Origin of the sequence: Xanthomonas hortorum pv. cynarae, assembly GCF_002939985.1 — a bacterium.
Lineage (GTDB): Bacteria > Pseudomonadota > Gammaproteobacteria > Xanthomonadales > Xanthomonadaceae > Xanthomonas > Xanthomonas hortorum_D.
In genome coordinates this window covers 84,533-110,477 of the sequence record NZ_MDFM01000015.1, presented here as the reverse complement: position 1 = coordinate 110,477, position 25,945 = coordinate 84,533, and the positions used below count along the sequence as shown (strand labels likewise).

The window sequence follows — 25,945 nt, the reverse complement described above, 5'->3', positions numbered from 1 at the left end:
AACGCGGCGGTGCGACGACGATCCAGCGGCGATTTCCGCATGCGCCCGGCGATGACGTTGACGCGGACGTCAGTCAACGTTTTGTTAAGCTCTCTGGCCTGCTCGCGAATCTTGTGTTCCCTGCATGCCTTTTTCGTTGGAAATCCTGCTCGCGCTGCCCTTCGTGATGGCGGCCGCCACCGCGCTGTTCTGGCGCACCTCCCGTTCGATCACTGCGTGGTTGGCTGCGGCCGCGCCGTTGGGCGGGCTGCTGATCCTGGCGATGCTGACACCGGCGGTACTGCGCGGTGAAGTGATCCGCAGCGAACATGCGTGGTTGCCGCAAATCGGTTTGCTGTTCTCGCTGCGGCTCGATGGCCTGGCATGGATGTTCGCATTACTGGTGCTGGGCATCGGCGCGCTGGTGGTGATGTATGCGCATTACTACCTGAGCGCACGCGACAGCGCCTCGCGCTTTTTCGCCTATCTCATGCTGTTCATGGGCGCGATGCTCGGCATGGTGTTGTCGGGCAACCTGCTGTTACTGATGGTGTTCTGGGAACTCACCAGCATCAGCTCGTTCCTGTTGATCGGCTTCTGGTCGCACCGCAAGGACGCACGCGAAGGTGCGCGCATGGCCTTCGTGTTGACCGCCGGCGGCGGCCTGGCACTGCTCGGCGGAATCTTGATGATCGGCCGCATCGTCGGCAGTTTTCAGCTGGATGCGGTGTTGGCAGCCGGCGATCTCATTCGCGCCAGCCCGCTGTATCCGTATGCGTTGGGGCTGGTGCTGCTGGGCATTTTCACCAAGAGCGCGCAGTTTCCGTTCCACTTCTGGCTGCCGCACGCGATGGCTGCGCCGACACCGGTCTCGGCGTATCTGCATTCGGCCACGATGGTGAAGGCTGGTGTGTTTCTGCTGGCGCGTCTGCACCCGGCACTGGCCGGCACCGATCTGTTTTTCTACACCGTCACCAGCATCGGCGCGATCACGCTGTTGCTGGGTGCCTGGCATGCGATCTTTCAGCACGATCTCAAAGGCGTGCTGGCGTATTCGACCATTTCGCACCTGGGCTTGATCACGATGCTGTTCGGTCTGTCCACGCCGATGGCGGTGGTGGCCGGCGTGTTCCACATCCTCAACCACGCGGTGTTCAAGGCTTCGTTGTTCATGGCCGCCGGCATCATCGACCACGAAACCGGCACGCGCGACATGCGCAAGCTGGGCAATCTGCGCCGCCTGATGCCATTCACCAGCGCGCTGGCGGTCATCGCCTCGTTGGCGATGGCCGGCGTTCCGCTGCTCAACGGCTTCTTGTCGAAGGAAATGTTCTTTGCCGTCGCACTGGAAACCGAAGCGCCGCAGGCGATGCGTGTGTTGGCCAGCATCGCTGCGCTGCTGGCCGGTCTGCTCGGCGTGGCCTACAGCCTGCGCTTTGTGCACGACACCTTTTTCGGCGATGGCCCACGCGATCTGGACACCGCCCCGCACGAGCCGCCGCGCTGGATGAAGATTCCGGTGGAGGTGCTGGTGATGATCTGCGTGACAGTGGGCATCGTGCCGGCGTGGACGATCGCGCCGGTGCTGCGCGCCGGTGCAAGTGCGATCCTGGGCGACAGGTTGCCCGACTACAGCCTGGCGCTGTGGCATGGCTGGAACTGGCCATTGGCGATGAGCATCGCCGGCATGGTGGGTGGCACGCTGTTGTACATGGCGCTGCGCCGCACGCTGGACCTGTATACGATCCAGAACCGCTCGCCAGGCAAAGCGCTGTTCAACTGGAATCTGCGCGCACTCTATGCCGCCACCGCGCGCATGACCGATGCGGTCACCAACGGCAATCTGCAACGCATGCTGATGTTGCTGGTGTTGAGTGCGGTGGTGGTGGCGCTGGTCCCGTTCCTGCAAGGCGGCACGCTGCCTGCCTGGCCCGCACCCACGCCGATGCCGCTGCTGGGCTGGACGGTGTGGCTGCTGATGATTGCCTGCGCGCTGGGCAGCCTGTTCCTGTACAAGCAGCGCCTGCTGGCGGTGCTGGTACTCGGCGGCACCGGCCTGGCGGTCAGCCTGACCTTCGTGTTCCTGTCGGCACCGGACCTTGCGTTGACGCAGTTGCTGGTGGAGATGGTGACACTGGTGCTGATGCTGCTGGCGATGAATTACCTGCCCGAGCGCTCGCTGCCCGAGCCTGCGCGCTTGCGCAAGATCCGCGATGCCGCCATTGCCATCGTCGGTGGCGCCGGCCTTGCGGCGCTGGCCTACACCTTGATGACACAGCCCAGCCACACCGTGGCCGGCGAGATGCTGCAGCGTGCGCTGCCGGAAGCGTATGGGCACAACGTGGTCAACGTGATCCTGGTGGATTTCCGCGGCTTCGATACCTTCGGCGAGATCACCGTGTTCGCCATTGCCGGGCTGGTGGTGCATGCCCTGCTGCGGCGCTCGCGCATGGCGCCGGAGCGCAGCATGCCGGGGCCGCCGATCAAGTTGCCGGTGCCGGCCGATCTGGCGCAGATCATGTTCCCGCTCACGCTGACGGTGTCGTTGTTCCTGTTCCTGCGCGGCCACAATGCGCCCGGTGGCGGCTTCATCGCCGGCCTGGTGCTGGCGGTGCCGCTGCTGATGCAGTACGTGATTCAGGGCACCGCCTCGGTGGAATCGCGCTTCGGCTTCGATTACATCCGCCTGATCGGCATCGGGCTGTTGTTCGCACTGGTCAGCGGTGCGGGGTCGCTGCTGTTCGGCATGCCGTTCCTGAGCAGCGGGCATGTGGAGATTCCGCTGCCGCTATTGGGTGAGCTGGAACTGGCCAGCGCGCTGGGTTTCGATATCGGTGTGTATCTGGTGGTGTTCGGCGCGGCGATGTTGATGCTGTCGATGATGGGCACGATCAAACCTTCGCGCACGCGCAGTTCGCATCGCGGCGAGATCGACCCCACCCAACGTTCGACACGCACCGCGGAGCAGCATTGATGGAATTGGCACTGGCAAGCGCGATCGGCGTTCTCACTGCATTGGCGATCTACCTGTTGCTGCGCGCGCGCAGCTTCGATGTGATCCTGGGGATGACCTTCCTGTCGTATGCGACCAACCTGCTGATCTTCGCCGGTGGGCGCGTGCGTAGCGGTCAGGCGCCGGTGCTGCGCGACGACGTGCCCGCCGATCTGATGCACTACACCGATCCATTGCCGCAGGCGCTGGTGTTGACTGCGATCGTGATCGCCTTTGCGATGACTGCGGTGAGCCTGGTGCTGGCGATCCGTAGCCGCAGCGACAACGGCAGCGACCATGTGGATGCGCACGAAGACGCCACCACCGGTGTGGACACGCGCGAGGCGCGGCGATGAATCATCTACTGATCCTGCCGATCCTGATTCCGATGCTGGGTGCGTCTGCGTCGCTGTTTGTCGAGCATCGTCGCTACGGGCCGCGCGTGCAGCGCACGGTGGCGTGGGTGAGCATGGCCTTGCTGGCTGCAGCAGTGATTGCGTTGTTCGCGCGCGCCGCCGAAGGCGAGGTGCTGGTGTATCTGCTGGGCGATTGGCCGGCACGCATCGGCATCGTGCTGATGGGCGATCGCTTGTCGGCGTGGATGCTGTTGACCACCTTGATGCTGGGCTCGGCCTGCCTGCTGCATGCGTGTGCCGGCTGGGACCGCCGCGCGCCGCATTTCCATGCCTTGTTCCAGTTCCAGTTGATGGGCTTGAACGGTGCGTTCCTGACCGGCGACATCTTCAACCTGTTCGTGTTCTTCGAAGTGATGCTGATCGCCTCCTACGGGTTGTTACTCAGCGGCGGGCGCGGCTTGCAGATGCGCGTGGGCCTGCATTACGTGGTGTTCAACGTCTGTGCCTCGACCTTGTTCCTGGTCGCGCTGGGTTTGTTGTTCGGTGTGTTCGGCACGCTCAACATGGCCGAGCTGTCGCAACGCATCGCCGAGTTGCCGGCGCAGGATGTGCCGCTGGCCAAAGCTGCATTGGGATTGTTGCTGCTGGTGTTCTGCAGCAAGGCCGCGTTGCTGCCGCTGTATCTATGGCTGCCGGAAACCTACTCGCGTGCGCCGGCCGCGGTGGCCGCGTTGTTCGCGATCATGACCAAGGTCGGGCTGTACGCGACATTGCGGGTGTCGTCGCTGTGGTTTGGCGCCGGTGCCGGCGCGTTGCAGGGCTTCGGTCGGCACGCGCTGCTGTGGCTGGGTATCGCCACGCTATTGATGGCCGCCATCGGGGTGATGGCGGCATCGCGGCTGCGGGTGATGGTGTCGTATCTGGTGGTGTTTTCGGCGGCGACCTTGTTCATCGCCTTCTCGCTTGACGATGCCGGCGCCTTGGGCGCGGGGCTGTATTACCTGCCGCATAGCAGCTTCGTGGCCGCCGCCTTGTTCATGGTGTCGGATCTGATCCGCCGGCGTCGCGGCAGTGCCAGCGATCGCAAAGAAGTGGTCGCGCCACTGCCACGGCGTGGGATGCCCGGCACGATGTTCATGATCGCGGCGGTCGCGGTGGCCGGCTTGCCGCCGTTGTCCGGCTTCCTGGCCAAGGCGGCGTTGCTGCAGCACGTGCCCGATGGCCTGGTCGCACCGGTCTGGGCCGCGATCCTCGGCAGCAGCCTGTTGGTGGTGATCGGCCTGACGCGTGCCGGCGTGCGCCTGTTCTGGCGCGTACCCGAGGCCGTGGAAGATGCGCCGGAGCTGCAACCGCAACGGCGTGGCCGCATGCGCCCGGTGGAAACGGCCGCCACCGTGTTGCTGCTCAGTGGCCTGGTGGCGATGACGGTGGGCGCCGGTCCGTTGATGCGTTACACCGATGCGGCCGGCGCGCAGCTGCGCGACCCCGGTGCGTATGTGGAACAGGTGCGTGCCACCACACCGCAACGGAGGCAACCATGAGCGCGCGTGTGCCGCTGCGGCGGCGGATGTTTCCATCGGCACCATTGAGCGTGATGGTGTTCGTGTTCTGGTTGCTGCTCAGCGACAGCTTCGGGCCGCAGCAGTGGGTGCTCGGCTTGTTGCTGGGCTGGGTGGTGCCGATCTTCGCGGCACGACTGGACCGCGAGTTCGCACAGATCGGTTCACTACGTTCGGTGCCGCGCATGCTGCTGGTGGCCGCAGGCGATATCGTGCGCTCCAACATCAAGGTGGCCGGCCAGGTGCTCGGCCCGGAGTCGCGCATCCATCCCGGTTTCATCTGGGTGCCGCTGGATATCGCCAACATCCACGGCATCGCCGCGCTGACCAGCATGATCACGCTCACCCCCGGCACGGTGTCGGCGGCGCTCTCGGACGACCGCAAATATCTGCTGGTGCACGTGCTGCATCTGGACGATCCGGACGCGTTGATCGCCGAGATCAAGACCCGCTACGAGAAGCCCCTGATGGAGATCTTTCCGTGACCGGCCACATGTTCATCGAATCGACCATCGTCATCTGCATGCACGCGGTGGGTCTGGCCATGCTGATGGCGCTATGGCGATTGCTGCGCGGCCCCTCCGTGCCCGATCGCATTCTTGCGTTGGACACGCTCTCCATCACCGCCATCGCCGAGCTGATGCTGCTGGGCATGTACCTGGATTCGCCGATCTACTTCGAAGCCGCGCTGGTGATTGCGATGCTGGGCTTCGGCAGCACCGTGGTACTCAGTAAATATGTGTTGCGCCGGGACATCGTCGAATGATCGCCCTGACCGAATACCTGCTGAGTGCGTTGTTGCTGGTCGGCACGTTCTTCATCCTGATCGGCGCGCTCGGGCTGGTGAAGCTGTCTGACTTTTTCAAGCGCCTGCATGCGCCGACCAAGGCCAGCACCTTGGGGGTGGGCTGCGTGCTGCTGGCATCGGTGGGCTATCACCTGTTTTTAGGCGTGGACCCGCAACCGCGCGAGTTGCTGATCACCGTCTTTTTGTTCATCACCGCACCGATCAGCGCGCACATGATGGCCAAGGCGGCGCTGTCGCTGATGATGGAAAACCGCCCGGAAGTGCCGAACAAGAGCCAGATGGAAAAAGAGGGGTTGCCGACGCCCGCAGTGCAAGGCGATGTCGGCGAGAACGAAGAAACCGCCAAGCAGCATGCGGGGCCGGAATCCGATCAGCGCTGATGCGTTGGATGGCGGGTGCGACTGCTCGCCGGGAGCGCCTCGCAGGTGATGCCGCACCGGCAGTACTTTTCTCCAAATTTAAGCACTGCGATGAGATGCGGCTTGCAGCACTGTCGATGCACTGCCTCGACAGTGTTGTGACTCAGCCGCAGCCTTCGACATAATCCACCTGCGGCAGCTGCCCTACCCGCCAGCTGGTCACCCTGCCCTGGGCATCGGTTTCGAACACCAGCGCCGACTGTGCCGCCGCATCGGCAAAGCGCAAGGTGACTGCGCTGGGGATGTATTTGTGCGGCTGCTCGATCAGGCCATCGGGATACAGCGCGCGCAGCTGCGCCACTGTCATGCCGACCTTGCCGCCACCGGGTGCGAGTTCCTTGGGCTCGCTGGTCTGATAGCGCACAAAGTGGTCGCCCTCGAACATGAAACCGAAACGGCGCGCGTCGTCGGCCCACTGCGGCCGCAACAGATAACAACCGCCATCGCTTGCCGCTTCGCCGCGCAAATCGCCGCCCCAGGCGGCACGCGCCTGCGCCGCATCCATGCCCAGGCGCAGATCGCCGTAGCCATCCAGACGCGCGAGTGCGGCCGGGTCCTGACGCAGTTGCGGCGGAAACGTGCCGGCAGGCGCGGTGGCCGGTGGCACCTCGCCAGGCGGCTGGTCGTTGGGGGCTGCGGGGACAGGCACTTGCTCCGCACTGGCCGGCTCAGCCTTCGAAGAAGCGTCGTCGACGCGACTGCAGCCACTTACCAATAGCAGTGCGCCCATCAAACCAAGCAGTCTGGATGTCATGCGTGCATTCCTTACGGGTCCGCGACAGCCTACACAGCACGCAGCGCGGCGATGTGCAGAACGCTGGGGGCATTGCCGATGTGACCATCGCGTCGTACCGATGTCATCGGCGCTTCATTCGCAGCGGTCACGCTAGCGGCTTCGCAGGACCGCCGCCATGACCCCACGCAAGACCGAACTCGCTGTCACTGCGCTGCAGTCGCACCGCAGCCCCCTCACGTTGCTGCAGCGGCGCACCCTGATCCTGGCCGATGGCCAGCGCGACCTGGCGACGCTGGCGCAGTTGCTGGGCGGCGATGCCGCCACGCTGGTGCAGACCTTGTGTGCGATGGGATATCTGCAGCTGGGTGAAGCGGATGCAGGTGCGGGTGGCGCGCCTGGCACGTCCGCTGCGACAGAGCCGACGTCCGCTGCGCCGGTACAACCGACGGATGCGCAGCAGACCGAAGAAGACTTGCAGCGTCAGCGGCGTCGCGCGGCCACCAATGCACGGCTGTATCTGCTCGACATCCTGCAACTGCAACGCAACCCCGCCGCTGCCGCATTGCACCGTCAGCTGCAGGCCGCGCGCGCGGAAGACGCCATCGGTGCCGCCATTGCCGAGGCGCTGCGCGAACTGCCGCAGATCACCTCGGCAACCTATGCCGAACGCGTGCGTGCACGCATCGGCGAGCTGCTGCCGGATACGTTGCAGGCGGCATGATCCAGCAGCGGTATCCAGCCGCAATGGGTAGCGCGAGCGGTGCGCCCTGATATCACCCTGAGCTCGCTGTGGGCTTGAAGCGATCCAGATCACCGCTGCTGCTCACAGCCAGGCGACACGGTCATTGCTCGGTGCGGCATCTTCCCTTCGTGCGCATCGTTTTGCCCAGCAAGACGAACGATGCTAGGCCACTGGCAGTACCGGAGTGCAGTCCAGCGCACGCTACAACGGCGCGACCTGGAGGACGAGAGTCGTGCGCGCTACCCGCACCCGCCTGCCGAGCGCTCGCGACGTCTTATCAGACGCTCTGACATCGCATCATTCCGATCTGGGCAGCTGAAACGCCGCACGCAAGCCCGACCAGCACTGCTGATAATCGCCCTGTCGATGCGCCGCCTGCAGCGCTTGCCCGGTAGGACGCAATACCGCACGCGTCTCGAACATGAAAGCCATGGTCTCGGTGATCACATCCGGGCGGGTCAGATCCGCATGCGAGGCCTTGTCGAAGGTTGCCGCGTCCGGGCCGTGCCCGCTCATGCAGTTGTGCAGCGATGCCCCGCCCGGCGCGAAGCCGTCGGCCTTGGCATCATAGACGCCGTGCACCAGACCCATGAACTCGCTGGCCACGTTGCGATGGAACCACGGTGGGCGAAAGGTGTGCTGCGCCACCAGCCAGCGTGGCGGGAAGATCGCAAAATCCATGTTCGCCGTGCCATGCGTGTCGCTGGGCGAAGTCAGCACGGTGAAGATGCTGGGGTCCGGATGATCGAAGCTGATCGAGCCGATGGCGTTGAAGCGGCGCAGATCATAGCGATACGGCGCGTAGTTGCCATGCCAGGCCACCACGTCCAGCGGCGAGTGACCGATGTCCGCGCGCCACAGATGGCCCTGGAATTTCGCCACCAGTTCGAAGGCACCTTCGCGCTGTTCGTAGGCGGCATGTGGCGTTTCGAAATCACGCGCATTGGCCAGCCCGTTCGAGCCGATCGGCCCCAGGTCGGGTAGGCGCAGAAGACCGCCGAAGTTCTCGCAGACATAGCCGCGTGCACTGCCATCGGGCAGCTCGACACGAAACCGCACACCGCGCGGTATCACTCCGATCTGCTGCGGCTCAAGCTCCAGCACGCCCAGCTCGGTGTGGATACGCAGGCGGCCGAGTTGCGGCACCAGCAGCAACTCGCCATCGGCATCGTAGAAAAAGCGATCGTGCATCGATGCATTGGCCGCATACAGATGCACGGCAACACCGGACATGGTCTCCGGCCCGCCGTTGCCCGCCATCGTGTACAGACCATCGATGAAATCGGTCGGGGCGGACGGCAAGGGCAATGGGCTCCAACGCAGCTGGTCTGGTGGCACCGGACCGCTGCCGAAGTCGTTGTGAAAGGCGGATTGCTCGATCAACGAGAACGCGCCATGCACCGCCGCCGGACGGATGCGATACAGCCAGCTACGCCGGTTTTCGCCACGCGGCGCAGTAAACGCCGTGCCGGACAACTGTTCGGCGTACAACCCGTGCGCCACCCGCTGCGGCGAGTTCTGGCCGACCGGCAAGGTGTCGGCTACTGCCTCGCTGGCGAATTCATTGCCGAAGCCGGTCATGTAACGCTGGTCGTTGTGCATGGGTGCGTCCGGATGTTGACCCGCCCTCCACGACAGCAGAAGGTTGGGATCGAGTTGGATCAAGCCGCTCTTACCGAAAAAGAGCTGAAGCCTGGCGGATCAAGCCCCTCTCCCACCGGGAGAGGGTTGGGGTGAGGGTACGGCGTAGCGACCATCCTGCAGATCACCTCAACCACCGCATCCAGCGAAAACAACACATCGTTGTTCCAGAAGCGCAGCACTGTCCATCCCTTCGATTGCAGCCACCGCGTCCTTGCCTGATCGCTGGATGCTTGGTGCTGCGATCCATCCAGCTCAACAACCAACACCGCATCGATACAAAAAAATCTGCGATGTACGGCGGAATCGGATGCTGACGTCTGAACTTGAAACCTTGTAGCTGGTTATCGCGTAAGCAACGCCAGAGTGCACGCTCTGCGTCTGTCATCTCACTGCGTAATGCACGTGCGTGGGTGCGCGTAACAGTGGGTAATGGCGGTTTGATTTTCATCGCTCCACCGTACCCTCACCCCAACCCCTCTCCCGCAGGGAGAGGGGCTTAAGCGCCCGCATTTTCTCTGTGCTGCGCTGTCAGAAAAACACGTCCTTGGTGCGTGCTTGGCGGTACCCCTTGTTTCACTTGATCGGTAGCGTCGCCACATTTGACTTTAGGAAAGGCAACGCTCGGTATCGCAGCGAAATACACCGCTCACATACGTAACAACGCAGTTACTGACACGAATCCCAAATCCCCAATCACCAATCCCAGCCCTCAAAGCACCCCACGCTTCATCTGATCGCGCTCGATGCTCTCGAACAGCGCCTGGAAATTGCCTTCGCCGAATCCCTCATTGCCCTTGCGCTGGATGATCTCGAAGAAGATCGGGCCGATGCAGTTGGTGGTGAAGATCTGCAGCAACTTGCGCTGTTTGGTGTCCACGTCAGCATCGATCAGGATCTTGTTGCGGCGCAGCCGCGCGACGTCTTCACCGTGCTCGGGAATGCGCAGGTCCACCACGTCGAAATAGGTGTCCGGCGTGTCGAGGAAACTCACCCCGGCCTCGCGCATCTTTTCCACGCTGGTGTAGATGTCGTCGGTGAAGCAGGCGATGTGCTGGATGCCTTCGCCCTGGTAGGCGTCCAGATACTCGTTGATCTGGCTCTTGGGGTCGGAGGATTCGTTGAGCGGAATGCGCACGATGCCGTCCGGCGCGGTCATCGCCTTGGACACCAGCCCGGTCTTGGCGCCCTTGATGTCGAAATAGCGGATCTCGCGGAAGTTGAACAGGCGCTCGTAATAGTCCGACCAGCGTTGCATGTTGCCGAAGTACAGATTGTGGGTCAGGTGGTCGATGAAGGTCAGCCCGAAGCCGGCCGGGTGCTGGTCGGCGCCCGGAATCGGCTCGTAGTCGGCGTCGTAGATGCTGCCCGCATCGCCATAGCGGTCCACCATATACAGCATGCAATCGCCGATGCCCTTGACCACCGGCGCCGGCACTGCGCGCGTGTCCGCCTTGCCCTGCACCGCTTCGCCGCCGTTGCCGAGCACGGTCTGCAGCACGGTCTCGGCCGGGGTGCGGAAGCGGATCGCAAAGCCGCAGGCGCTCGGGCCGTGCGCGGCGGCGAAATCGGCGGCAAACGAATCGGGATCTTCGTTGAGCAGGAAGTTGACCCCGCCCTGGCGATAGACGGTAATGGCGCGGCTGCGATGGCGCAGCACCGGGCTGAAGCCCATCTTGCGAAAATAGTCGTGCAACTGCGCCACCTGGCCGGCGGGTGCGGCAAATTCGACGAATTCGAACCCGTCGATCCCCATCGGATTGTCGAAGGTGGTGACCTGCATGCCGGGATCGGGGCGGCTGATGGGGGGGTTCGGTTGTGCATTCATCGTCGTTTTTCCACGCTGGGCCATCCGCAGGGCTATGCGGGGTGGCAGAAGACCCGCGAGAATGTGCAGGCCACCCAAGGTTTGTAGTTGCAAATGAAACCAAAATCAAGACACAGTGCAACATGAGCGATCTCGACGCCCCCATTCCGCCGCAACATCCTGTGCTGCTCAACCTCGAGCAGTTCCTGCCGTATCGCCTCAGCGTGCTGTCCAACCGCATCAGCAGCAACATCGCCAAGGTCTACGGTGATCGTTACGGGATGGCCATTCCCGAGTGGCGGGTGATCACCATCCTGGCGCTGTATCCGGGTTCCTCGGCCAGTGAAGTCTCCGACCGCACGGCGATGGATAAAGTTGCAGTAAGCCGCGCCGTGGCGCGCCTGCTGGAGCGCGGCTTCATCCGCCGCGAAACCCATGGCGACGACCGCCGCCGCTCGATGCTGGCGCTGTCGCCGGCCGGACGCCAGGTGTACGAGACCGTCGCCCCGCTGGTCAACGAGATGGAGCAGCGGCTGATGTCGGTGTTCAGCGCGGAGGAGCAGCAGATCCTGGAAAAGCTGATCGACCGGCTGGCCAAGGACGGGCTGCCGCGCATGGCCGGCAAGGACTAATCAAAGCATGGCGCACCAAGTACATGGAGCAGCTCTGGCATTGATACTCGCGTTTACGCCGAACAGCCCGCGCATGTTTTGTTCAGAAAAATCTTGCGGGTTGATTCAAGTAGGTGCGCTCATAGAAAATCTTCTATTCCTCCACCTACCCCTTACAGAGGTAGGCGGAGATGCCAGCAGACCTGAAGCGAGCCTTGCATTTTCCAATTTAGATAATGGCTGGACTTTGGGCAGCCTAAGTTCAAATGCAATTGAGCCACTTCATCTCAAAGCGCAGTTAATGCACCGCCCATCGATTTATCGGAAGCGGCCTTTAAACAAGGCAAGGGATCTTCGCTACTTTTTTTCATCGCAGCAATACAATGGGCCGATACGTAACTATAATCTTTAGTGCTACTCTGATCGACAGCATCGAAAAATTTGACTTGCAATAACGTCTTAGACATGTTCCACAAGCTTTCTTTTGCATGCCCATTATTTAACTTAGAGTAAAGCGGAGCAACATTTAAGAAGCGCACAGCCAATGCTGTCTTGGCACTCTTTGCAATCATCTCTGGCGACCGAATCTCGCCTAGCGGCGAAACCACAATGCCATACTCCAGTTGAAGCTGACTGGCTTGTAACGCGGCCAAATCCTCTACGGATGGGGAGACAAGCGGATACATTACAGCAGCGCCTATAACTGCTCCAGAAAGCGCGCACACCAGATATTTTATCATCACAGCAATCCCGTTTTATTGAAATCGGTTCAACTGATTAAAGCCTAAAATTGCTAGTTTTCAAAAAATCGCCCGGCAGCTTTGGACTGACTTATTGACTATCACGCAAGCCATTTTAGGCTGTGTGAAACCTCCAGAGGGAGCGTAACTCACCTGACCAGTCGAAGGGTTATCCGGGAGGACTTCAACAGAGGTTCCACCATTAGGAATGGGGTTATCTCCGCCAATATTAATTTGAGCACCATTAACATTCTTAGCGGTACCCGAAAGTACGCGAGACGCCCCAGGAGCCATGGGATTTACTTGAAAGCACGCCGTATCTCCGTTTAAGAAAATGACGCACCCTACAGGTCCCTTACCCCCAAAATTTGATAGTGCTTTCCATAGCCCCCCCCCATTGACTGCTCGGTCCAGGTAGGGTTATTAATGGTTAACCCTGTAAAAATTACACTATCTAATGCCGCATGATGGTCGTAATAAGCATCTTGGTAGCTATCAAAATAACCAGTTGAATAATCTGGCGCCAATAGAACGCTACTCTTTGATATCCGCACGATATCTTGGATTTTCTGTCTCTCTACAGGAGTAGCATCCAGGGTAATTACCGTAGTATCTCCAGGGCCAGCCGTTCTCGAATTAGGCAATTGCTCTTCAGGAGGTGATGAGGTAGGTGCGTCACTTGACATTCGCACACCCACTACACGAATTCCAGAGGATGTAGTGAAAGCAAGTTTTTCTACCGAAGCGAAGGCAAACCTATCTTCCTTTATTTCAGGTATTGACAACGGTGCAGGCCCTGTTTGTCTGGCAACCTGGACCCACATAAAAGCGCCGTTGTTTGGATTAACAACACCATATAAAACACTCCCCCAAGTCGAGCCATGGGCACTTCGCGCACTCGCAGAGAATTGAGCCGTGGTGTTGCAATTGCTGCAGACTATCCAAGTCTGAGCTGACGCTGTCTCCTGTCGCATGAAAAAAAGCGAAGCAAGGAGTGAAACAAATATCCATTTCGTCTTCATAGTGCAGTCCTTGACAATGGGCGAATGCCCGTATCGAAGCTAAACTGAATGAAGTTGAAATGAAAGAACGCGCAAAGACAAGATTTCCTCTTGTTCAGAATATGTTCATGTTTTCATTCATTCGTCGCCCTTCTCAGGCCTGCGGCGGCGCCCACTGCTTGAGGAAGTCGAACAGCTTCTTGCGATCGAACCCCTCGCCCTTGCGCAGCTCCGGGCCGGACTGCAGGGTCAGCGGCTTGCCGTCGTTATCCAGCACCAGTAGCGACGGGTAGTCGTTGAGTTGGGCGAACTGCGACAGGAACGCGGCGTTCTCGTTGGCCGCATCGCGGTTGACCTTGACCACCACAAAGTGCGCATCGCGGAAGCTGCGTAGCTCGGCATCGCCGCCCATCAGCTCGTCCAGCGCCTTGCACGGCTCGCAGGCCGCATTGCCGACGTTGAGCACGATGCGCTTGCCACCGCGCTTGGCCTCGACCTTGGCGGTCTCCATATCTGCGGCCGGATCGCGCGAGGGATCGTATTGCGCGTTGAGCGCAGCGGCGGCGGCGATATCCGCAGCGGTGGGCGTATTGCCCGACGACACCGGCTGGCTGGGATCGGCGCTGGGCGGCTTCTGCATCGAGGTGTCCAGCGGCCGTGGCGCCTCCTGCTGCTCGCTTGGCTGCCCGCAGGCACTCAGCAAGCTTGTGAGCAACATGCCCGCCAGCAGCGGGCCACAGACAGTGGATTTCATCGGCATTGCGGTTCTCCTCACTTCACACCATGCATCAGTTTGTTGATCAACGGCGCGATCAGGAACAACACCGCGCCGGCGCCCAGCAGCGCCCAAAACCCGAAGGTATACCCGCTCAGGGCCGAGGACACGCTCATCCCTTCGCTTCCGCTGACATGCCCGGCAAAAATGCCTGACAGGTTGTTGCCGATGCCGGTAGACAAAAACCAGCCACCCATGCCGAAACCGACCAGACGCACCGGCGCCAGCTTGGTCACCATCGACAGGCCGATCGGCGACAGGCACAACTCGCCCACCGACTGGATCACATACACCATGAACAAGGTCCAGAACGGCACCTTGCCAGCATCGTTGACCAGGCTCGACAGCGCAAACATCAGCAGCAAGAACGCCAGGCCGTTGAACAACAGGCCCAGGCCGAACTTACGCGGAATCGAGGGATTGAAGCGACCGGACTTGACCCAGATCCAGGCAATGATCGGCGCCAGCGTGATGATGGCAATCGAGTTCACCGACTGGAACCAGGCGGTCGGGAAGGTCCAGTCACCAAAGCCGCGGTCGACGATGTTGTCGGCCAGGAAGGTGAACGAGCTGCCGGCCTGTTCGAAGAACATCCAGAACAGCACGTTGAAAGCGAAGATGATCAGCATCGCGATCACCTTGTCGCGCTGCACCTTGCCTTCGCGAATGCCTTCCACCAACAGCATCACCGACAGGCCGACGAACAACACCGTCAGCACGATCTGCAACACGTCCGCGCCGACCGCGAGCAGGAGGTACACCACCGGAACTGCAAGCACGCAGCCGACCAACACCATCAACACGCGGCCGATGCCCTGCGCGTTTGGCGCCGGTGCGCCGATGCCCTTGAGCTGCGCGCGGCCGATCCAGAACCACACCAGGCTGATCAGCATGCCCACACCGGAGGCCATGAACACCATCTTGTAGGACGGCATGGCCTGCGTGCCGAACACCTTTTCGGCCAGCAACTGGGTGAGCACCGGCGAGATCATCGCGCCGAGGTTGATGCCCATATAGAAAATGGTGAAGCCGCTGTCGCGGCGCGGGTCGGCCACCGAATACAGCTTGCCGACCATGGTGGAGATGTTCGGTTTGAACAACCCGTTGCCCACCACCACGGTGGCCAGGCCGATCTCGAACATGGTGTGGTCGGGAATGGCGATCAGGAACAAGCCGGTGGCCATCACCGCCGCACCGACCAGGATCGAGCGTTGGTAGCCGAGCACGCGGTCGGCCACGTAGCCGCCGAAGATCGCCGCCGCGTACACCAGCGCGAGATAGGCCCCGTAGGTGCGTCCTGCTGGCGCCTGGCCGGTGGCATCGCCACCGAAGAACTGCGCCACGATGTACAACACCAGCGCCCAACGAATGCCGTAGAACGCAAAGCGTTCCCAGAATTCGGTCATGAACAGCATCCACAGCGGCCGGGGGTGGCCGAGCAGTGTCGGGAACTCGGGAGGCGCAGGCGGCTGCGGCGGAGTGGTAGCGGAAGTCGGCGCAGTAGCGTCAACGCTCATGAGGTGTCCCTTGCGTATTCAGTGATGGCTGGGTGCACCAGGGCGAGCCCTGGGCGACGCGCGAGGATCACTTAGACGTCATGTTCACGTCAAATTCGCCGGACTCGGGAGCGCGATGCCAGCGGGTTGGATTGGGGGCTTGGTGGTGGAGATGGCACAGGATGACGCTCATACGCTCACCCCACCCCTCGCCTTGCGTGCGACCGGCCTGTGCTCCAGCGAACCAACTTCCGCTCTGCAAGCTTCCGCTTGTTCTCCTCAACCCTTCGCAGCCTCACCACCACTCGGCGCGCGGTTTTCCACCCCCACCGACGTGCGCACGTCGAACAGCTCCGGGAAAAACGTCAGCGCCAGCGCCTGCTGCAAAAACCCCACACCGCTCGACCCACCGGTGCCGCGCTTGAAGCCGATCACCCGCATCACCGTGCGCATATGGCGGAAGCGCCAGAGCTGGAACTGGGTTTCCACATCCACCAGGTCCTCGCACAGCGAATACTCGCGCCAGTAGCGGTCGGTGTTTTCGTAGATGCGCTCAAATACTGGACGCAATGCATCGTCGGCCACATGCGCGGCGGTCCAGTCGCGCGCCTGGTACTGCTGCGGAATCGCATGCCCGAAGCGCGCCAGATAGCGCAGGAATTCCTCGTAGAGGCTGGGCGCTTCCAGCACCTCGCGCAGCCGCGCCTGGCCCTGCGGGTCGTACGCGAACACCTGCAGCATCTGCGGGTTCTTGTTGCCGAGCAGGAACTCGATATAGCGGTACTGCAGCGACTGAAAGCCCGACGAGGGCCCGAGCACATCGCGGAATCCCATGTACTCGCTCGGGGTGAGCGTCTCCAGCACCGACCACTGTTCGGTGAGCTGGCGTAGCACCTGCTTGCTGCGCGCCAGCACCTTGCGGCACTGCCAGACCTGATCGTTTTGCAGATGCACCATCGCTGCGCGCAGCTCGTGCGCCAGCAGCTTCAGCCAGAGCTCGGAGGTCTGGTGCTGAATGATGAACAGCATCTCGTCGTGATGCGCCGGCTCGGACAAGGGCTGCTGCGCGGACAGCAACTGGTCCAGCCGCAGATAACCGCCATAGGTCAGCCGCCCCTCCAGATCGGTGTGAATGCCGGGTTCCAGGTCACGCAGGTTCTTGTCGACGGGCATGGCGTAGCGCTGACGATGGGCAGGCAAGGGTAGCGCAGCGCTGGCCCGGCTGACGCAGAGCCAGCGCTGCGGGATTGGGGATTGGGGATTCAGCGCTGCTGCCGACACCTGCGACTGGGTTGCGGCGCTGCTGCCGCGTTCGGCTTGCGCGGTGCGGTGTTGTGGCGTGCACCGTCGGGTCCTTCACAGCTGAAAAACGCGAGCGGGCGCGACCGCGCAGTCGCAGCCACTGCGCCGGTGTAACCATATGGTCAACCCAGGCCTGCAAATTCATGCAGAATCAAACGGCGCTGCCGGCCAGGGACGTGGCCGGACCAGGGGAGCGTTTCACGTCTCAAGGACCAGGGGACTCTCATCTCATGCATGTGTTGCAGCGTCGTGCAGCCTTACTTTTATGTGCGCTGGCGGTTGCCGGCCACGCCAATGCCCAGGTTGTCATCAGCCAGGTCTACGGCGGTGGCGGCAACAGCGGTGCCACTTTCCGCAGCGATTTCATCGAGCTGCACAACACCGGCAGCAGCACGGTCAGCCTGGACGGCTGGTCGGTGCAATACGCCTCGGCCGCCGGCAGCAGCTGGCAGGTCACGCCATTGGCGGGCAACGTGCCGGCCGGTGGCTATTACCTGGTCAAGCAGGCCGATGGCAGCGGCGGCAGCGTTGCGCTGCCCACGCCCGATGCCACCGGCACCACCGCCATGAGCGGCACCGCCGGCAAGGTGGCACTGAGCAGCACGGCTGCCGCGTTGAGCGGCGCCTGCCCCACCGGCAATGCCGACCTGGTCGGCTACGGCAGCAATGCCAGCTGCGCCGAAGGCAATGCGCCCACGCCGGCCCCCAGCAATACGCTGGCGGTGCTGCGCGGCGGCGAAGGCTGCACCGACACCGACAACAACGCGGCCGATTTCGCCACCGGCGCGCCGGCCCCGCGCAATAGCGCCAGCGGCGCACGCCTGTGCAGCGGCGGCGGCCAGCCGATCGCCACGCTGGCCGATGTCAGCCAGGCCGAGGGCAATAGCGGCAGCCGCAGTTTCGTGTTCACGCTGAGCCTGAGCCAGCCGGCCGGTGCGGGCGGTGTGCGCTTTACCGCTGCCACCGCCAATGGCACCGCTGTGGCTGGTAGCGACTACGTAGCCTTGCCTGCAACCAGCGTGCAGATTGCCGCCGGCGAACGCAGCGCCACCATCGCGGTGGACGTGCTGGGCGACACCACGCCCGAGCCCGATGAGACCTTTGCGCTGCAGATCAGCGGCCTCACCGGCGCGTTGCCGGCTACGTTGAGCGCCAACGGCACCATCCTCAACGACGACTTCAGCCTGCTGCCGATCCACGCCATCCAGGGCAAGGGTGCGCGTTCGTCGCTGGAAGGCCAGGTGGTCGCCACCTCCGGCATCGTGACTGCTCGCCGCAGCGCCGGCTTCTTCCTGCAGGCAGCGGATGCAGAAACCGATGGCGACCCGACCACGTCCGAAGGCGTCTACGTCTACACCGGCAGCGCCCCGCCGGACACCGCTGCCATCGGCAACCGCGTGCGCGTGCAAGGCACGGTGATCGAATACGTGCCCACTGCCGACCCGACCCAGCCGCCGCTGACCGAGATCGGTGGCAGCTTGACCGTGTTGCTGGATTCCACCGGCAACCCGTTGCCGATGCCGGTGGCGTTGAGCGCGAACTTCCCCAACCCGAACGGCGCCTACGACCAGCTTGAAGCGCTGGAGGGCATGCGCGTCACCGCCGCCAGCCTCACCGTAAATGCGCCCACCGGCGGCAGCGTCAACGAGACCAGCGCCACCGCCACCAGCAATGGCGTGTTCCATGCCGTGGTCACCGGATTGCCGCGTGCCTTTCGCGAGCCGGGCGTGCAACTGCCCGACCCGCTGCCGGCCGGCTCACCCGCTGGGGTGCCGCGCTGGAACACCAACCCGGAAGTGATCGCGGTCGGCAGTGCCGGCGTGGGCGCCGAGCGGCTGGATCTGGCGTCGGGCTGTATGGTGAGCGGTGCCACCGGCCCGCTGGATTACAGCTTCCGCCGCTACACGCTGTACCCGGAACGCACCCCGCAAGTGAACTGCAACGGTGCCGACCAACCGCGCCCGGCACCGCTGCCGCAGGCCGACGACGTGGCCGTGGCCACCTACAACATGGAGCGTTTCTTCGACGACCAGAACGACCCGGCGATCGGCGAACCGGTGCTCACCCCGGCCGCGTTCCAGGCCCGCCTCAACAAGGCCTCGCAGGCGATCCGCGGCTACCTGCATCTACCCGACATCCTGGGCACGGTGGAAGTGGAAAACCTGAGCGTGCTGCAGACCCTGGCCGCGCGCATCAATGCCGATGCGGTGGCCGGCGGGCAGCCCAACCCGCAGTACGTGGCCTATCTGCAGGAAGGCAACGACGTCGGCGGTATCGATGTCGGCTTCCTGGTCAAGACCGGCGCGGTGTCGGCCGGCGTGCCGCGCGTGGAAGTGGTTTCCATCGCCCAGGAAGGCAAAACCACCACCTGGACCGAACCGGCAGGCGGCGTGAGCCTGCTCAACGATCGCCCGCCGCTGGTGCTCACCGCCAAGGTGCACCAGGCCGATGGCCGCTTGCTGCCGCTGACCGCCATCGTGGTGCATCAACGCTCGCTCAACGGCGCCGAGACCGACGATGCCGCCGGCACCCGCATCCGCGCCAAGCGTCAGGCCCAGGCCGAGTATCTGGCGCGTCTGCTGCAGACGCGTCAGCAGCTCGACCCGGCCGAACAGGTGCTGGTGATGGGCGACTTCAACGCCTTCGAATTCAACGACGGCTATGTGGATGCGATGGGCACCGTCACCGGCAGGCCGGCGCCGGATGCGCAGACCGTGGTGAACGGCGATGGGGTGGATCTGGTCAACCCGGATTACACCGATCTGACCTGGTTCAACACGCCCGATCAGAGCTACTCGTACGCCTTCGATGGCAACGTGCAGTCGCTGGATCACATCATCGCCAACGAAGCGCTGATGCGTGCACCCAACATCGCCTCGCTGTCGGTGGGCCACGCGCGCATCAATGCCGATTTCCCCGGCACCGCGCGCAACGATGCCAACACGCCTACGCGTCTTTCAGATCACGATCCCACCATCGTGCTGTTGCGCATGACGCCAGCGTTGCGCGCCGACCTGGGCGTGATGGTGAACGCCGCACGCGCGCAAGTCACCGAAGGCGAGCGTATCGACTTCAGTGTGGATGTGCAGAACCGCGGACCCGACAACGCAGCGTTTGCAGCGGTAGCACTGGCCTTCGACGCAGCGGTGAGCCCACGGGTGACCGCCGCACCGGGCTGGAGCTGCCAACCGCCGGAAACCGGCACCCAGACGGTGGTCACCTGCACCATCGCCTCGCTGGCATCCGGCAATGCACAGCGCTTCGCAGTGGAGGTTGAAGCTGGCGCGGAACTGGCGGGACGCACGCTGACCCTGGCCGCTTCGGTCGCCTCGCAGACGCCCGACCCGCAGCCGGACAACAACACCGACACCGCAGCAGTGGCAGTGCAGCCACGCCTGCGCAGCGATCTGGCAGTGCGCCTGGAAGGCCCCGCCACGCTGCCGACCACCGCCTTCAATGCCACTTACCGGGTATTGCTGGACAACCGCGGCAACGCACCGGCCACCGGCGTCAACGTCCGCATCGAGGGCAATACGGTGTCGGCGTTGTCGCTGCTGGTGCCGCCCAACGGCTGGCGTTGCACCAAGCAACTGCAGTCGTTGCGCAGCGCGATCTTCATGTGCAGCACCGCCGCGGCACTGCTACCAGGCGCACAGGCAGCGTTCCAGCTGACCGTGGCGGCCAAGCCGATCCCGGTTGAAGGCGCGGTACGGGTGCAGGCAAGTGCCAGTTCGATCTCGCCCGATGCCAACCCGGCCGACAATGCTGCGCTGATCGTCACTCCGATCGGTGGAGGCGCCGGCCGCCGCTGATCGCAGTGCAACACGTCGCAGTTTGAACTGCGACAAAGGGCGCGGCCTGGTCCGCGCCCTTTTTTTTGTGCAACCCAGCATCATTGTGTGCTGCGGTGCAGGACAGCCTTTTGCTGCGTGGTCCTTAACATCGCAACTCATATCATTTGAAACTTCTTGGTGAAGGTGTCGCCGCAATGAGCGTAGCCGCGCAGTTCGAGATCGAATATCTGCAATACATGGACGCGGACGGCCAATGGGTCCGCGACGACCTGCCGGCCGATGCCGCCAATCCGCAACAGTTGCTCGCCCTGTTCAAGCGCATGCTGTTCGTGCGCACCTTCGACAGCAAATCGGTCGCCTTGCAGCGCACCGGCAAGCTGGGCACCTACGCCGCCTCGCTGGGGCACGAGGCCACGCATGTGGGCATCGGTGCCTCGATGCGCCGCGGCGATGTGTTCGCGCCCAGCTACCGCGAGTACGGCAACATGTTCGAACGCGGCGTTCGCCCGCGCGATGTATTGCTGTACTGGGGCGGCGACGAGCGCGGCAGCGATTACCCGCGCGATGCCGATGCGGCGATCGACTTCCCGATCTGCGTACCGATTTCCACCCAGTGCCTGCACGCGGCCGGCTCCGCACTGTCGTTCAAGCTGCAGGGCAAGCCGCAGGTCGCCGTGGCCTGCTGCGGCGATGGCGGCAGTTCCAAAACCGACTTCTACGCAGCGCTCAATTCGGCCGGCGCCTACAAGCTGCCGCTGATCCTGTGCGTGATCAACAACGGCTGGGCGATCTCGGTACCGCGCTCGGCGCAGACCGGTGCGCAGACGCTGGCGCAGAAAGGCCTGGCCGGCGGCCTGCATTGCCTGCAGGTGGATGGCAACGACCTGGTTGCCGTGCTCGAAGCGATGCGGCAGGCACGCGTGCGTGCACTGGCCGGCGACGGCGGCACGGTGATCGAATTTTTGACCTATCGCCTTTCCGATCACACCACCGCCGACGATGCGCGGCGCTACCGCGGCGAAGAAGAGGTCAAGCAGGGCTGGGCACGCGAACCACTGCTGCGCCTGCGCCGCTATCTCACCGCGCAAGGCCTGTGGGACGACGCACAGGAAGCCGCCTGGAAAACCGAGTGCGGCGCGCGCGTGGACGAAGAGGTCAACGCCTATCTCAATACGCCAGTGCAGCCGGTCGAAGCGATGTTCGATTATCTCTACGGCGATCCGCCGGCCGAGTTGCTGGCCCAGCGCGCCGAAGTGATGGCGCTGGAGGCCCGTCATGGATGAGCACACCCATTCGCACATTGCCGCCACTCAGCAGGCCAGTGCGCCTTACAACGCCGCAGCCACGCGCGGAGAGACTTCCATGAGTTCGCCCATCACCCTGATCGAAGCCATCACCCAGGCACTGGCCTGGGAGCTGGAACACGACCCTGCGGTGCTGGTGCTGGGCGAGGATGTGGGCGTCAACGGCGGCGTATTCCGCGCCACCGCCGGCCTGCAGCAGCGCTTCGGCAGTGCGCGCGTGCTGGACACGCCATTGGACGAAACCACCATCGCCGGGCTGAGCGTTGGCCTGGCCGCACAAGGCATGAAGCCGGTGGCCGAAGCGCAGTTCGACGGCTTCGTGTACCCCATGGTCGATCACCTGATCTGCCACGCCGCACGCCTGCGCAACCGCACCCGCGGGCGCCTGCATTGCCCGATGGTGTTGCGCGTGCCGTGGGGCGGCGGCATCCGCGCGCCGGAACACCACAGCGAAGCCAACGAAGCCATCTTCACCAACGTGCCCGGTTTGCGCGTGGTGTTGCCGTCTTCGCCGCAGCGCGCGTATGGCCTGTTGCTGGCTGCGATCCGCGACCCGGATCCGGTGATCTACATGGAGCCCAAGCGCATCTATCGCCAGTACAAGGAAGTGGTTGCCAACGACGGCGAAGCGCTGCCGCTGGATGTGTGCTTCGTGCTGCGCGACGGTACCGACGTCACCCTGGTCACCTGGGGCGCGCAGGTGAAAGAAGCGCTGGAAGCGGCCGACAAACTCGCCGGCGAAGGCATCAGCGCCGAAGTGATCGACGTGGCCACGTTGCGCCCGCTGGACTTCGACACCATCGCCGAGTCGGTCGCGAAAACCGGCCGCTGCGTGATCGTGCAGGAAGCCCCGCGCACTGCCGGCTTCGGTGCGGAGATCGCCGCGCAGCTGGCCGAAAAATCCATGTACGACCTGCTCGCGCCAGTCGAACGCGTCACCGGTTACGACACGCATATCCCGCTGTTCCGGCTGGAGATGAAGTACCTGCCGAGCGTGGAGCGCATCGTCACCGCCGCCCGTCGCGCGGTGGCCGCCGGCTGACATGCGCGCCCGCCTGCTCTGCGACCACCACGCCAGAGTCGCCAACCCGATTCGCTTCCACGCCGGCCAGCAAGTGGCAATCGGCGTGCGCGATGAAGAATGGCCGGCCTTTGCCTGGGTCAACACCGGGCAAGGCCACGCTGGCTGGGCGCCGGTGGCGTGGCTGCGCCCCTTGGGCGACGGCCTGGCCGAAGCCCTGCGCGATTATGACGCACGCGAACTCGTTGCGATGCAGGGCGAGGACGTGTTGCTGCATCACGAACATGGCGGTTGGTGGTGGTCCGAGCGTGCCGATGGCACGCAGGGCTGGCTGCCAGCCGCCGACCTCGAACTCCTCGACGACACCACGCCGCCGCTGCCTGCGGCGCAAGAGAATCTGCCATGAGCCAAGCCAAGAATTTCCACCTGCCCGATCTGGGCGAAGGCCTGCCCGACGCCACCATCGTGGAATGGTTCGTCAAGGAAGGCGACAGCGTGCGCCTGGACGACCCGCTGGTGTCGATGGAGACCGCCAAGGCGGTGGTCGAAGTGCCCTCGCCGTTCTCCGGCACCGTGACCAAGCTCGCCGGTGCGGCCGGCGACATCATCGTCACCGGCGCGGTGCTGGCGCAGTTCGCGCTGGACGCTTCGCAGCCGCAGCGCGCCGATGGTCAGGACACCGGTCACTCACACGGCCCTGCACCAACGCACACGCCCAGCACCGGCGACAGCGCCGCCGGCAACACGGCGCGCGTGGTCGTTTCCGATAACGGCGGCGAGATCGCCGATGCCGACTCCACTAGCAACGGCGAGAGCGACCGCGATGACGCCGGCACCGTTGTCGGCGCGATGCAGAGCTCCAATGCCGTGCAGAGCGAGCAGGCCATTGCAGTCGGCGGCGTGCGCGCCATGCCGGCCGTGCGCGCACTGGCCCGCAAGCTGCGTGTGGACCTGGTGCAGGTACGCGCCACCGGTCCGGATGGCACGGTGACCATGGCCGATGTGAAGCAGGCCGCCGCTGCCGGCAATGCGCCGGTGTCTGCGACGCGTGCGACTGCGTCGGTCACGCCGATCAATGGCAATAACGCGAATGCAGGCGCGCAACACGCCGCTGCAAACACGCAGGCAGCAAACGCCTCAGCAAGCGATACGCAACAACGTTCAGCGCTGTCTGCCAGCGGCAAACCCATGCGCACGCAATCGCCCAGCGTGGTCGCCAAAGGCCAGCCGGAGCAGCTCAAGGGCGTGCGCCGCAACATGGCGCGCGTGATGGCCGATGCGCACAGCAAGGTGGTGCCGACCACGCTCAACGACGATGCCGACATCCACGCCTGGCAGCCCGGCAACGACGTCACCGTGCGGCTGGTACGCGGCATCGTGCGGGCGTGCCAGGCGGTGCCGGCGCTCAATGCCTGGTTCGACGGCGAGGCACTCAGCCGCACCCTGCACACGCAGGTGGATATCGGCATTGCGGTGGATACCGAAGAAGGCCTGTTCGTGCCCGCGCTGCGCAATGCCGACATGCTGGACGCGCACGGCATTCGCGAGAGCGTCAACCGGCTGCGCCAGCAGGTGGAAAACCGCAGCATCGCCGCCTCCGAGCTCAGCGGCTACACCATCTCGCTGTCCAACTTCGGCATGTTCGCCGGCCGCTACGCGACCCCGGTGGTGGTGCCGCCGTGCGTGGCCATCGTCGCCGCCGGCCGCGCGCGCTACCAGCTCACTCCGGTGATGGGCAGTGTGGAAACCCACAAGGTGATGCCGCTGTCGCTGACCTTCGACCACCGGGCCGCCACCGGCGGCGAAGCCGCACGTTTCCTGCGTGCACTGCTGGACGATCTGGCGTTGGCCAACTGATGGCCCGCACAGTGACGCCATCAAGCGTCACTGTGCTGTCGCACGACGAGGGGCTATCGCCACAGCGCGTTACAGCGCTATCTCAGCGTACATCCCATGCACATACCCCGCGTGCAAGCGATGGCGTCTGTTGCAGTACGCTGCATCCCGCAGCAGGCATTCGCGGAGTGTCCATCGATTTTTCGCAGTCACGCTATGTCGAAGGTTGCTGGCAAGGCACTACAGCACCGGATGGCAAGCTTCTCTACGCTCAGGCCGTTCGTTGCAGCCCGAGCCTTTCGTTTTCTGGCTGCAATCAAGGCGTGTGGGGCGAAAGACTGCGGTAGCATCAGCGCCCCGCCGGCACCGCCCGTGTACACCTGGAGGCTTGATGGACGCATCCCACCCAGACGCCGACTGGCGCCCAGCCGACTGCCCGCCGCTGGCATGGCCGGACCTTGTCGATGACGATGCACGCCTGCGGTGGTACCGACAGGTCTGCACCGCGTATGCCGCACTTCTCGGCGATGACGCTGCGCAAGCCGCCAGCCTGCAGGCCGTGCTCGCGTGTCAGGCGCGCCTTGGCTGCGCGCTGCCACCGCTGCTTGCGCGCTATCACTGCGAGGTCGGCAGCCTGGCACTGGCAGAGACGTTGTGCGCGCTGGGCGACACTGCACCCAGCATCGAGCCGCTGCAGCAGGCCTATCCGAGCATCGACGAGATCGAGGCGAGCGCTGAAGAGCATGCGTTGATCCCGTCGCTGATCGTGTTCGGCGACTACCTGGGCAATGGCAATTTGTGGTGCTTCCATCGCGACAGCGGTGCGGTGTATTACTTCGATCACGACGACGGCACAATGCTCACGCGCCTGTTCGATTCGGTCGCCGGCTATCTGGATGCGCTGATGCTGCTGTGCCTGGGCGAAATCCACGATGATGATGCGGCAGCCCAGGCGCTGCTGGAAGCAAGACTGGGAACACAGACGGTGCGCAAATGGCGCTACTGACGACGCCGCGAAAAACCGGC

22 protein-coding genes and 1 pseudogene are annotated in these 25,945 nt (G+C 63.6%); 14 read left to right on the top strand and 9 right to left on the bottom strand.

The genetic code is table 11. The features are described 5' to 3' along the window. The first annotated feature begins 124 nt into the window (after positions 1-124). From XcyCFBP4188_RS12285 to XcyCFBP4188_RS12260, 6 genes are read left to right on the top strand one after another with little or no spacing between them, the layout of a single operon-like run. Complete coding sequence (locus tag XcyCFBP4188_RS12285; protein WP_104592217.1) at positions 125-2,953, top strand: monovalent cation/H+ antiporter subunit A; 2,829 nt, start codon at positions 125-127, stop codon at positions 2,951-2,953. Beyond that, positions 2,953-3,327 (top strand): Na+/H+ antiporter subunit C, encoded by a 375-nt coding sequence (locus XcyCFBP4188_RS12280; protein WP_006451720.1) that lies wholly within the window; start codon positions 2,953-2,955, stop codon positions 3,325-3,327. The genes XcyCFBP4188_RS12285 and XcyCFBP4188_RS12280 overlap by 1 nt, the downstream gene beginning before the upstream one ends. Next, complete coding sequence (locus XcyCFBP4188_RS12275) at positions 3,324-4,868, top strand: monovalent cation/H+ antiporter subunit D (RefSeq protein WP_006451719.1); 1,545 nt, start codon at positions 3,324-3,326, stop codon at positions 4,866-4,868. Before XcyCFBP4188_RS12280 ends, XcyCFBP4188_RS12275 begins: the two co-directional genes overlap by 4 nt. Further along, on the top strand, positions 4,865-5,371 hold the full coding sequence (locus XcyCFBP4188_RS12270) for a Na+/H+ antiporter subunit E (RefSeq protein WP_023902358.1): 507 nt from the start codon (positions 4,865-4,867) through the stop codon (positions 5,369-5,371). Before XcyCFBP4188_RS12275 ends, XcyCFBP4188_RS12270 begins: the two co-directional genes overlap by 4 nt. Further along, complete coding sequence (locus tag XcyCFBP4188_RS12265) at positions 5,368-5,652, top strand: K+/H+ antiporter subunit F (protein ID WP_023902357.1); 285 nt, start codon at positions 5,368-5,370, stop codon at positions 5,650-5,652. Before XcyCFBP4188_RS12270 ends, XcyCFBP4188_RS12265 begins: the two co-directional genes overlap by 4 nt. Beyond that, positions 5,649-6,074: a Na+/H+ antiporter subunit G gene (locus XcyCFBP4188_RS12260; protein WP_006451716.1), complete on the top strand. Its 426-nt coding sequence runs from the start codon at positions 5,649-5,651 to the stop codon at positions 6,072-6,074. Before XcyCFBP4188_RS12265 ends, XcyCFBP4188_RS12260 begins: the two co-directional genes overlap by 4 nt. Positions 6,075-6,216: 142 nt before the next feature. Here the strand turns inward: XcyCFBP4188_RS12260 and XcyCFBP4188_RS12255 are convergent, their stop codons facing one another. After that, entirely contained in the window at positions 6,217-6,843 is a 627-nt protein-coding gene (locus tag XcyCFBP4188_RS12255; protein ID WP_167393543.1) for a lectin, read from the bottom strand. Positions 6,844-7,024: 181 nt separating this feature from the next. On the opposite strand from XcyCFBP4188_RS12255, the gene XcyCFBP4188_RS12250 reads away from it, so the two are divergent. After that, positions 7,025-7,570, top strand: a complete 546-nt coding sequence (locus tag XcyCFBP4188_RS12250) for a hypothetical protein (RefSeq protein WP_006451714.1) — start codon at positions 7,025-7,027, stop codon at positions 7,568-7,570. A 318-nt stretch (positions 7,571-7,888) separates the two neighbouring features. On the opposite strand, the gene hmgA is transcribed toward XcyCFBP4188_RS12250, so the two are convergent. The 3 genes and pseudogenes from hmgA to hppD all read right to left on the bottom strand — a co-directional run bounded on the left by hmgA (position 7,889) and on the right by hppD (position 11,060). Then, positions 7,889-9,193 (bottom strand): homogentisate 1,2-dioxygenase, encoded by a 1,305-nt coding sequence (gene hmgA / locus XcyCFBP4188_RS12245; protein WP_006451713.1) that lies wholly within the window; start codon positions 9,191-9,193, stop codon positions 7,889-7,891. Positions 9,194-9,354: 161 nt separating this feature from the next. After that, a pseudogene (locus XcyCFBP4188_RS23660) lies at positions 9,355-9,683 on the bottom strand (endonuclease domain-containing protein); the annotation flags it as partial. 261 nt (positions 9,684-9,944) lie between these two features. Next, a complete protein-coding gene (hppD, locus tag XcyCFBP4188_RS12235; RefSeq protein ID WP_167393541.1) occupies positions 9,945-11,060 on the bottom strand; it encodes a 4-hydroxyphenylpyruvate dioxygenase in 1,116 nt (371 codons plus the stop codon). A 122-nt stretch (positions 11,061-11,182) separates the two neighbouring features. Here hppD and XcyCFBP4188_RS12230 point away from each other — a divergent pair, with 122 nt between their 5' ends. Then, positions 11,183-11,671, top strand: coding sequence for a MarR family winged helix-turn-helix transcriptional regulator (locus XcyCFBP4188_RS12230; RefSeq protein ID WP_104592213.1), 489 nt, complete (start codon positions 11,183-11,185; stop codon positions 11,669-11,671). Between the two features lie 266 nt (positions 11,672-11,937). Here XcyCFBP4188_RS12230 and XcyCFBP4188_RS22610 read toward each other — a convergent pair whose 3' ends face one another. The 5 genes from XcyCFBP4188_RS22610 to XcyCFBP4188_RS12215 form a co-directional block, all read right to left on the bottom strand. Next, a complete protein-coding gene (locus tag XcyCFBP4188_RS22610) occupies positions 11,938-12,390 on the bottom strand; it encodes a hypothetical protein (RefSeq protein WP_146094055.1) in 453 nt (150 codons plus the stop codon). Positions 12,391-12,734: 344 nt separating this feature from the next. After that, entirely contained in the window at positions 12,735-13,412 is a 678-nt protein-coding gene (locus tag XcyCFBP4188_RS22605) for a hypothetical protein (RefSeq protein WP_146094054.1), read from the bottom strand. A gap of 133 nt (positions 13,413-13,545) precedes the next feature. Continuing rightward, a complete protein-coding gene (locus XcyCFBP4188_RS12225) occupies positions 13,546-14,151 on the bottom strand; it encodes a thioredoxin family protein (protein ID WP_104592212.1) in 606 nt (201 codons plus the stop codon). An 11-nt stretch (positions 14,152-14,162) separates the two neighbouring features. Continuing rightward, positions 14,163-15,683: a peptide MFS transporter gene (locus tag XcyCFBP4188_RS12220; protein ID WP_104592211.1), complete on the bottom strand. Its 1,521-nt coding sequence runs from the start codon at positions 15,681-15,683 to the stop codon at positions 14,163-14,165. A 258-nt stretch (positions 15,684-15,941) separates the two neighbouring features. Next, the gene (locus XcyCFBP4188_RS12215) at positions 15,942-16,835 is read right to left on the bottom strand and encodes a tryptophan 2,3-dioxygenase (protein ID WP_104592210.1); all 894 of its coding nucleotides are present in this window, start codon (positions 16,833-16,835) and stop codon (positions 15,942-15,944) included. Positions 16,836-17,194: 359 nt separating this feature from the next. On the opposite strand from XcyCFBP4188_RS12215, the gene XcyCFBP4188_RS12210 reads away from it, so the two are divergent. From XcyCFBP4188_RS12210 to XcyCFBP4188_RS12185, 6 genes are all read left to right on the top strand, one after another. Then, on the top strand, positions 17,195-20,776 hold the full coding sequence (locus tag XcyCFBP4188_RS12210; protein ID WP_104592209.1) for a lamin tail domain-containing protein: 3,582 nt from the start codon (positions 17,195-17,197) through the stop codon (positions 20,774-20,776). A 176-nt stretch (positions 20,777-20,952) separates the two neighbouring features. Then, positions 20,953-22,041, top strand: coding sequence for a pyruvate dehydrogenase (acetyl-transferring) E1 component subunit alpha (gene pdhA, locus XcyCFBP4188_RS12205; RefSeq protein ID WP_104592208.1), 1,089 nt, complete (start codon positions 20,953-20,955; stop codon positions 22,039-22,041). Then, the gene (locus XcyCFBP4188_RS12200; RefSeq protein WP_006448747.1) at positions 22,034-23,104 is read left to right on the top strand and encodes an alpha-ketoacid dehydrogenase subunit beta; all 1,071 of its coding nucleotides are present in this window, start codon (positions 22,034-22,036) and stop codon (positions 23,102-23,104) included. The genes pdhA and XcyCFBP4188_RS12200 overlap by 8 nt, the downstream gene beginning before the upstream one ends. A 1-nt stretch (position 23,105) precedes the next feature. Next, positions 23,106-23,489 (top strand): SH3 domain-containing protein, encoded by a 384-nt coding sequence (locus XcyCFBP4188_RS12195; protein ID WP_006448748.1) that lies wholly within the window; start codon positions 23,106-23,108, stop codon positions 23,487-23,489. Next, positions 23,486-24,940, top strand: a complete 1,455-nt coding sequence (locus XcyCFBP4188_RS12190; RefSeq protein WP_104592207.1) for a dihydrolipoamide acetyltransferase family protein — start codon at positions 23,486-23,488, stop codon at positions 24,938-24,940. Before XcyCFBP4188_RS12195 ends, XcyCFBP4188_RS12190 begins: the two co-directional genes overlap by 4 nt. Positions 24,941-25,310: 370 nt before the next feature. Beyond that, positions 25,311-25,925, top strand: coding sequence for an SMI1/KNR4 family protein (locus XcyCFBP4188_RS12185; protein WP_074058932.1), 615 nt, complete (start codon positions 25,311-25,313; stop codon positions 25,923-25,925). Positions 25,926-25,945: the final 20 nt, after the last annotated feature.

Excerpts from the sequence above, each read along its gene's own strand:
- XcyCFBP4188_RS12285 (WP_104592217.1), top strand. The coding sequence starts at position 125 with ATGCCTTTTTCGTTGGAAATCCTGCTCGCGCTGCCCTTCGTGATGGCG.
- XcyCFBP4188_RS12280 (WP_006451720.1), top strand. The coding sequence starts at position 2,953 with ATGGAATTGGCACTGGCAAGCGCGATCGGCGTTCTCACTGCATTGGCG.
- XcyCFBP4188_RS12275 (WP_006451719.1), top strand. The coding sequence starts at position 3,324 with ATGAATCATCTACTGATCCTGCCGATCCTGATTCCGATGCTGGGTGCG.
- XcyCFBP4188_RS12270 (WP_023902358.1), top strand. The coding sequence starts at position 4,865 with ATGAGCGCGCGTGTGCCGCTGCGGCGGCGGATGTTTCCATCGGCACCA.
- XcyCFBP4188_RS12260 (WP_006451716.1), top strand. The coding sequence starts at position 5,649 with ATGATCGCCCTGACCGAATACCTGCTGAGTGCGTTGTTGCTGGTCGGC.
- XcyCFBP4188_RS12255 (WP_167393543.1), bottom strand. The coding sequence starts at position 6,843 with ATGGGCGCACTGCTATTGGTAAGTGGCTGCAGTCGCGTCGACGACGCT.
- XcyCFBP4188_RS12250 (WP_006451714.1), top strand. The coding sequence starts at position 7,025 with ATGACCCCACGCAAGACCGAACTCGCTGTCACTGCGCTGCAGTCGCAC.
- hmgA (WP_006451713.1), bottom strand. The coding sequence starts at position 9,193 with ATGCACAACGACCAGCGTTACATGACCGGCTTCGGCAATGAATTCGCC.
- hppD (WP_167393541.1), bottom strand. The coding sequence starts at position 11,060 with ATGAATGCACAACCGAACCCCCCCATCAGCCGCCCCGATCCCGGCATG.
- XcyCFBP4188_RS12230 (WP_104592213.1), top strand. The coding sequence starts at position 11,183 with ATGAGCGATCTCGACGCCCCCATTCCGCCGCAACATCCTGTGCTGCTC.
- XcyCFBP4188_RS22610 (WP_146094055.1), bottom strand. The coding sequence starts at position 12,390 with ATGATAAAATATCTGGTGTGCGCGCTTTCTGGAGCAGTTATAGGCGCT.
- XcyCFBP4188_RS22605 (WP_146094054.1), bottom strand. The coding sequence starts at position 13,412 with ATGAAGACGAAATGGATATTTGTTTCACTCCTTGCTTCGCTTTTTTTC.
- XcyCFBP4188_RS12225 (WP_104592212.1), bottom strand. The coding sequence starts at position 14,151 with ATGCCGATGAAATCCACTGTCTGTGGCCCGCTGCTGGCGGGCATGTTG.
- XcyCFBP4188_RS12220 (WP_104592211.1), bottom strand. The coding sequence starts at position 15,683 with ATGAGCGTTGACGCTACTGCGCCGACTTCCGCTACCACTCCGCCGCAG.
- XcyCFBP4188_RS12215 (WP_104592210.1), bottom strand. The coding sequence starts at position 16,835 with ATGCCCGTCGACAAGAACCTGCGTGACCTGGAACCCGGCATTCACACC.
- XcyCFBP4188_RS12210 (WP_104592209.1), top strand. The coding sequence starts at position 17,195 with ATGCATGTGTTGCAGCGTCGTGCAGCCTTACTTTTATGTGCGCTGGCG.
- pdhA (WP_104592208.1), top strand. The coding sequence starts at position 20,953 with ATGAGCGTAGCCGCGCAGTTCGAGATCGAATATCTGCAATACATGGAC.
- XcyCFBP4188_RS12200 (WP_006448747.1), top strand. The coding sequence starts at position 22,034 with ATGGATGAGCACACCCATTCGCACATTGCCGCCACTCAGCAGGCCAGT.
- XcyCFBP4188_RS12195 (WP_006448748.1), top strand. The coding sequence starts at position 23,106 with ATGCGCGCCCGCCTGCTCTGCGACCACCACGCCAGAGTCGCCAACCCG.
- XcyCFBP4188_RS12190 (WP_104592207.1), top strand. The coding sequence starts at position 23,486 with ATGAGCCAAGCCAAGAATTTCCACCTGCCCGATCTGGGCGAAGGCCTG.
- XcyCFBP4188_RS12185 (WP_074058932.1), top strand. The coding sequence starts at position 25,311 with ATGGACGCATCCCACCCAGACGCCGACTGGCGCCCAGCCGACTGCCCG.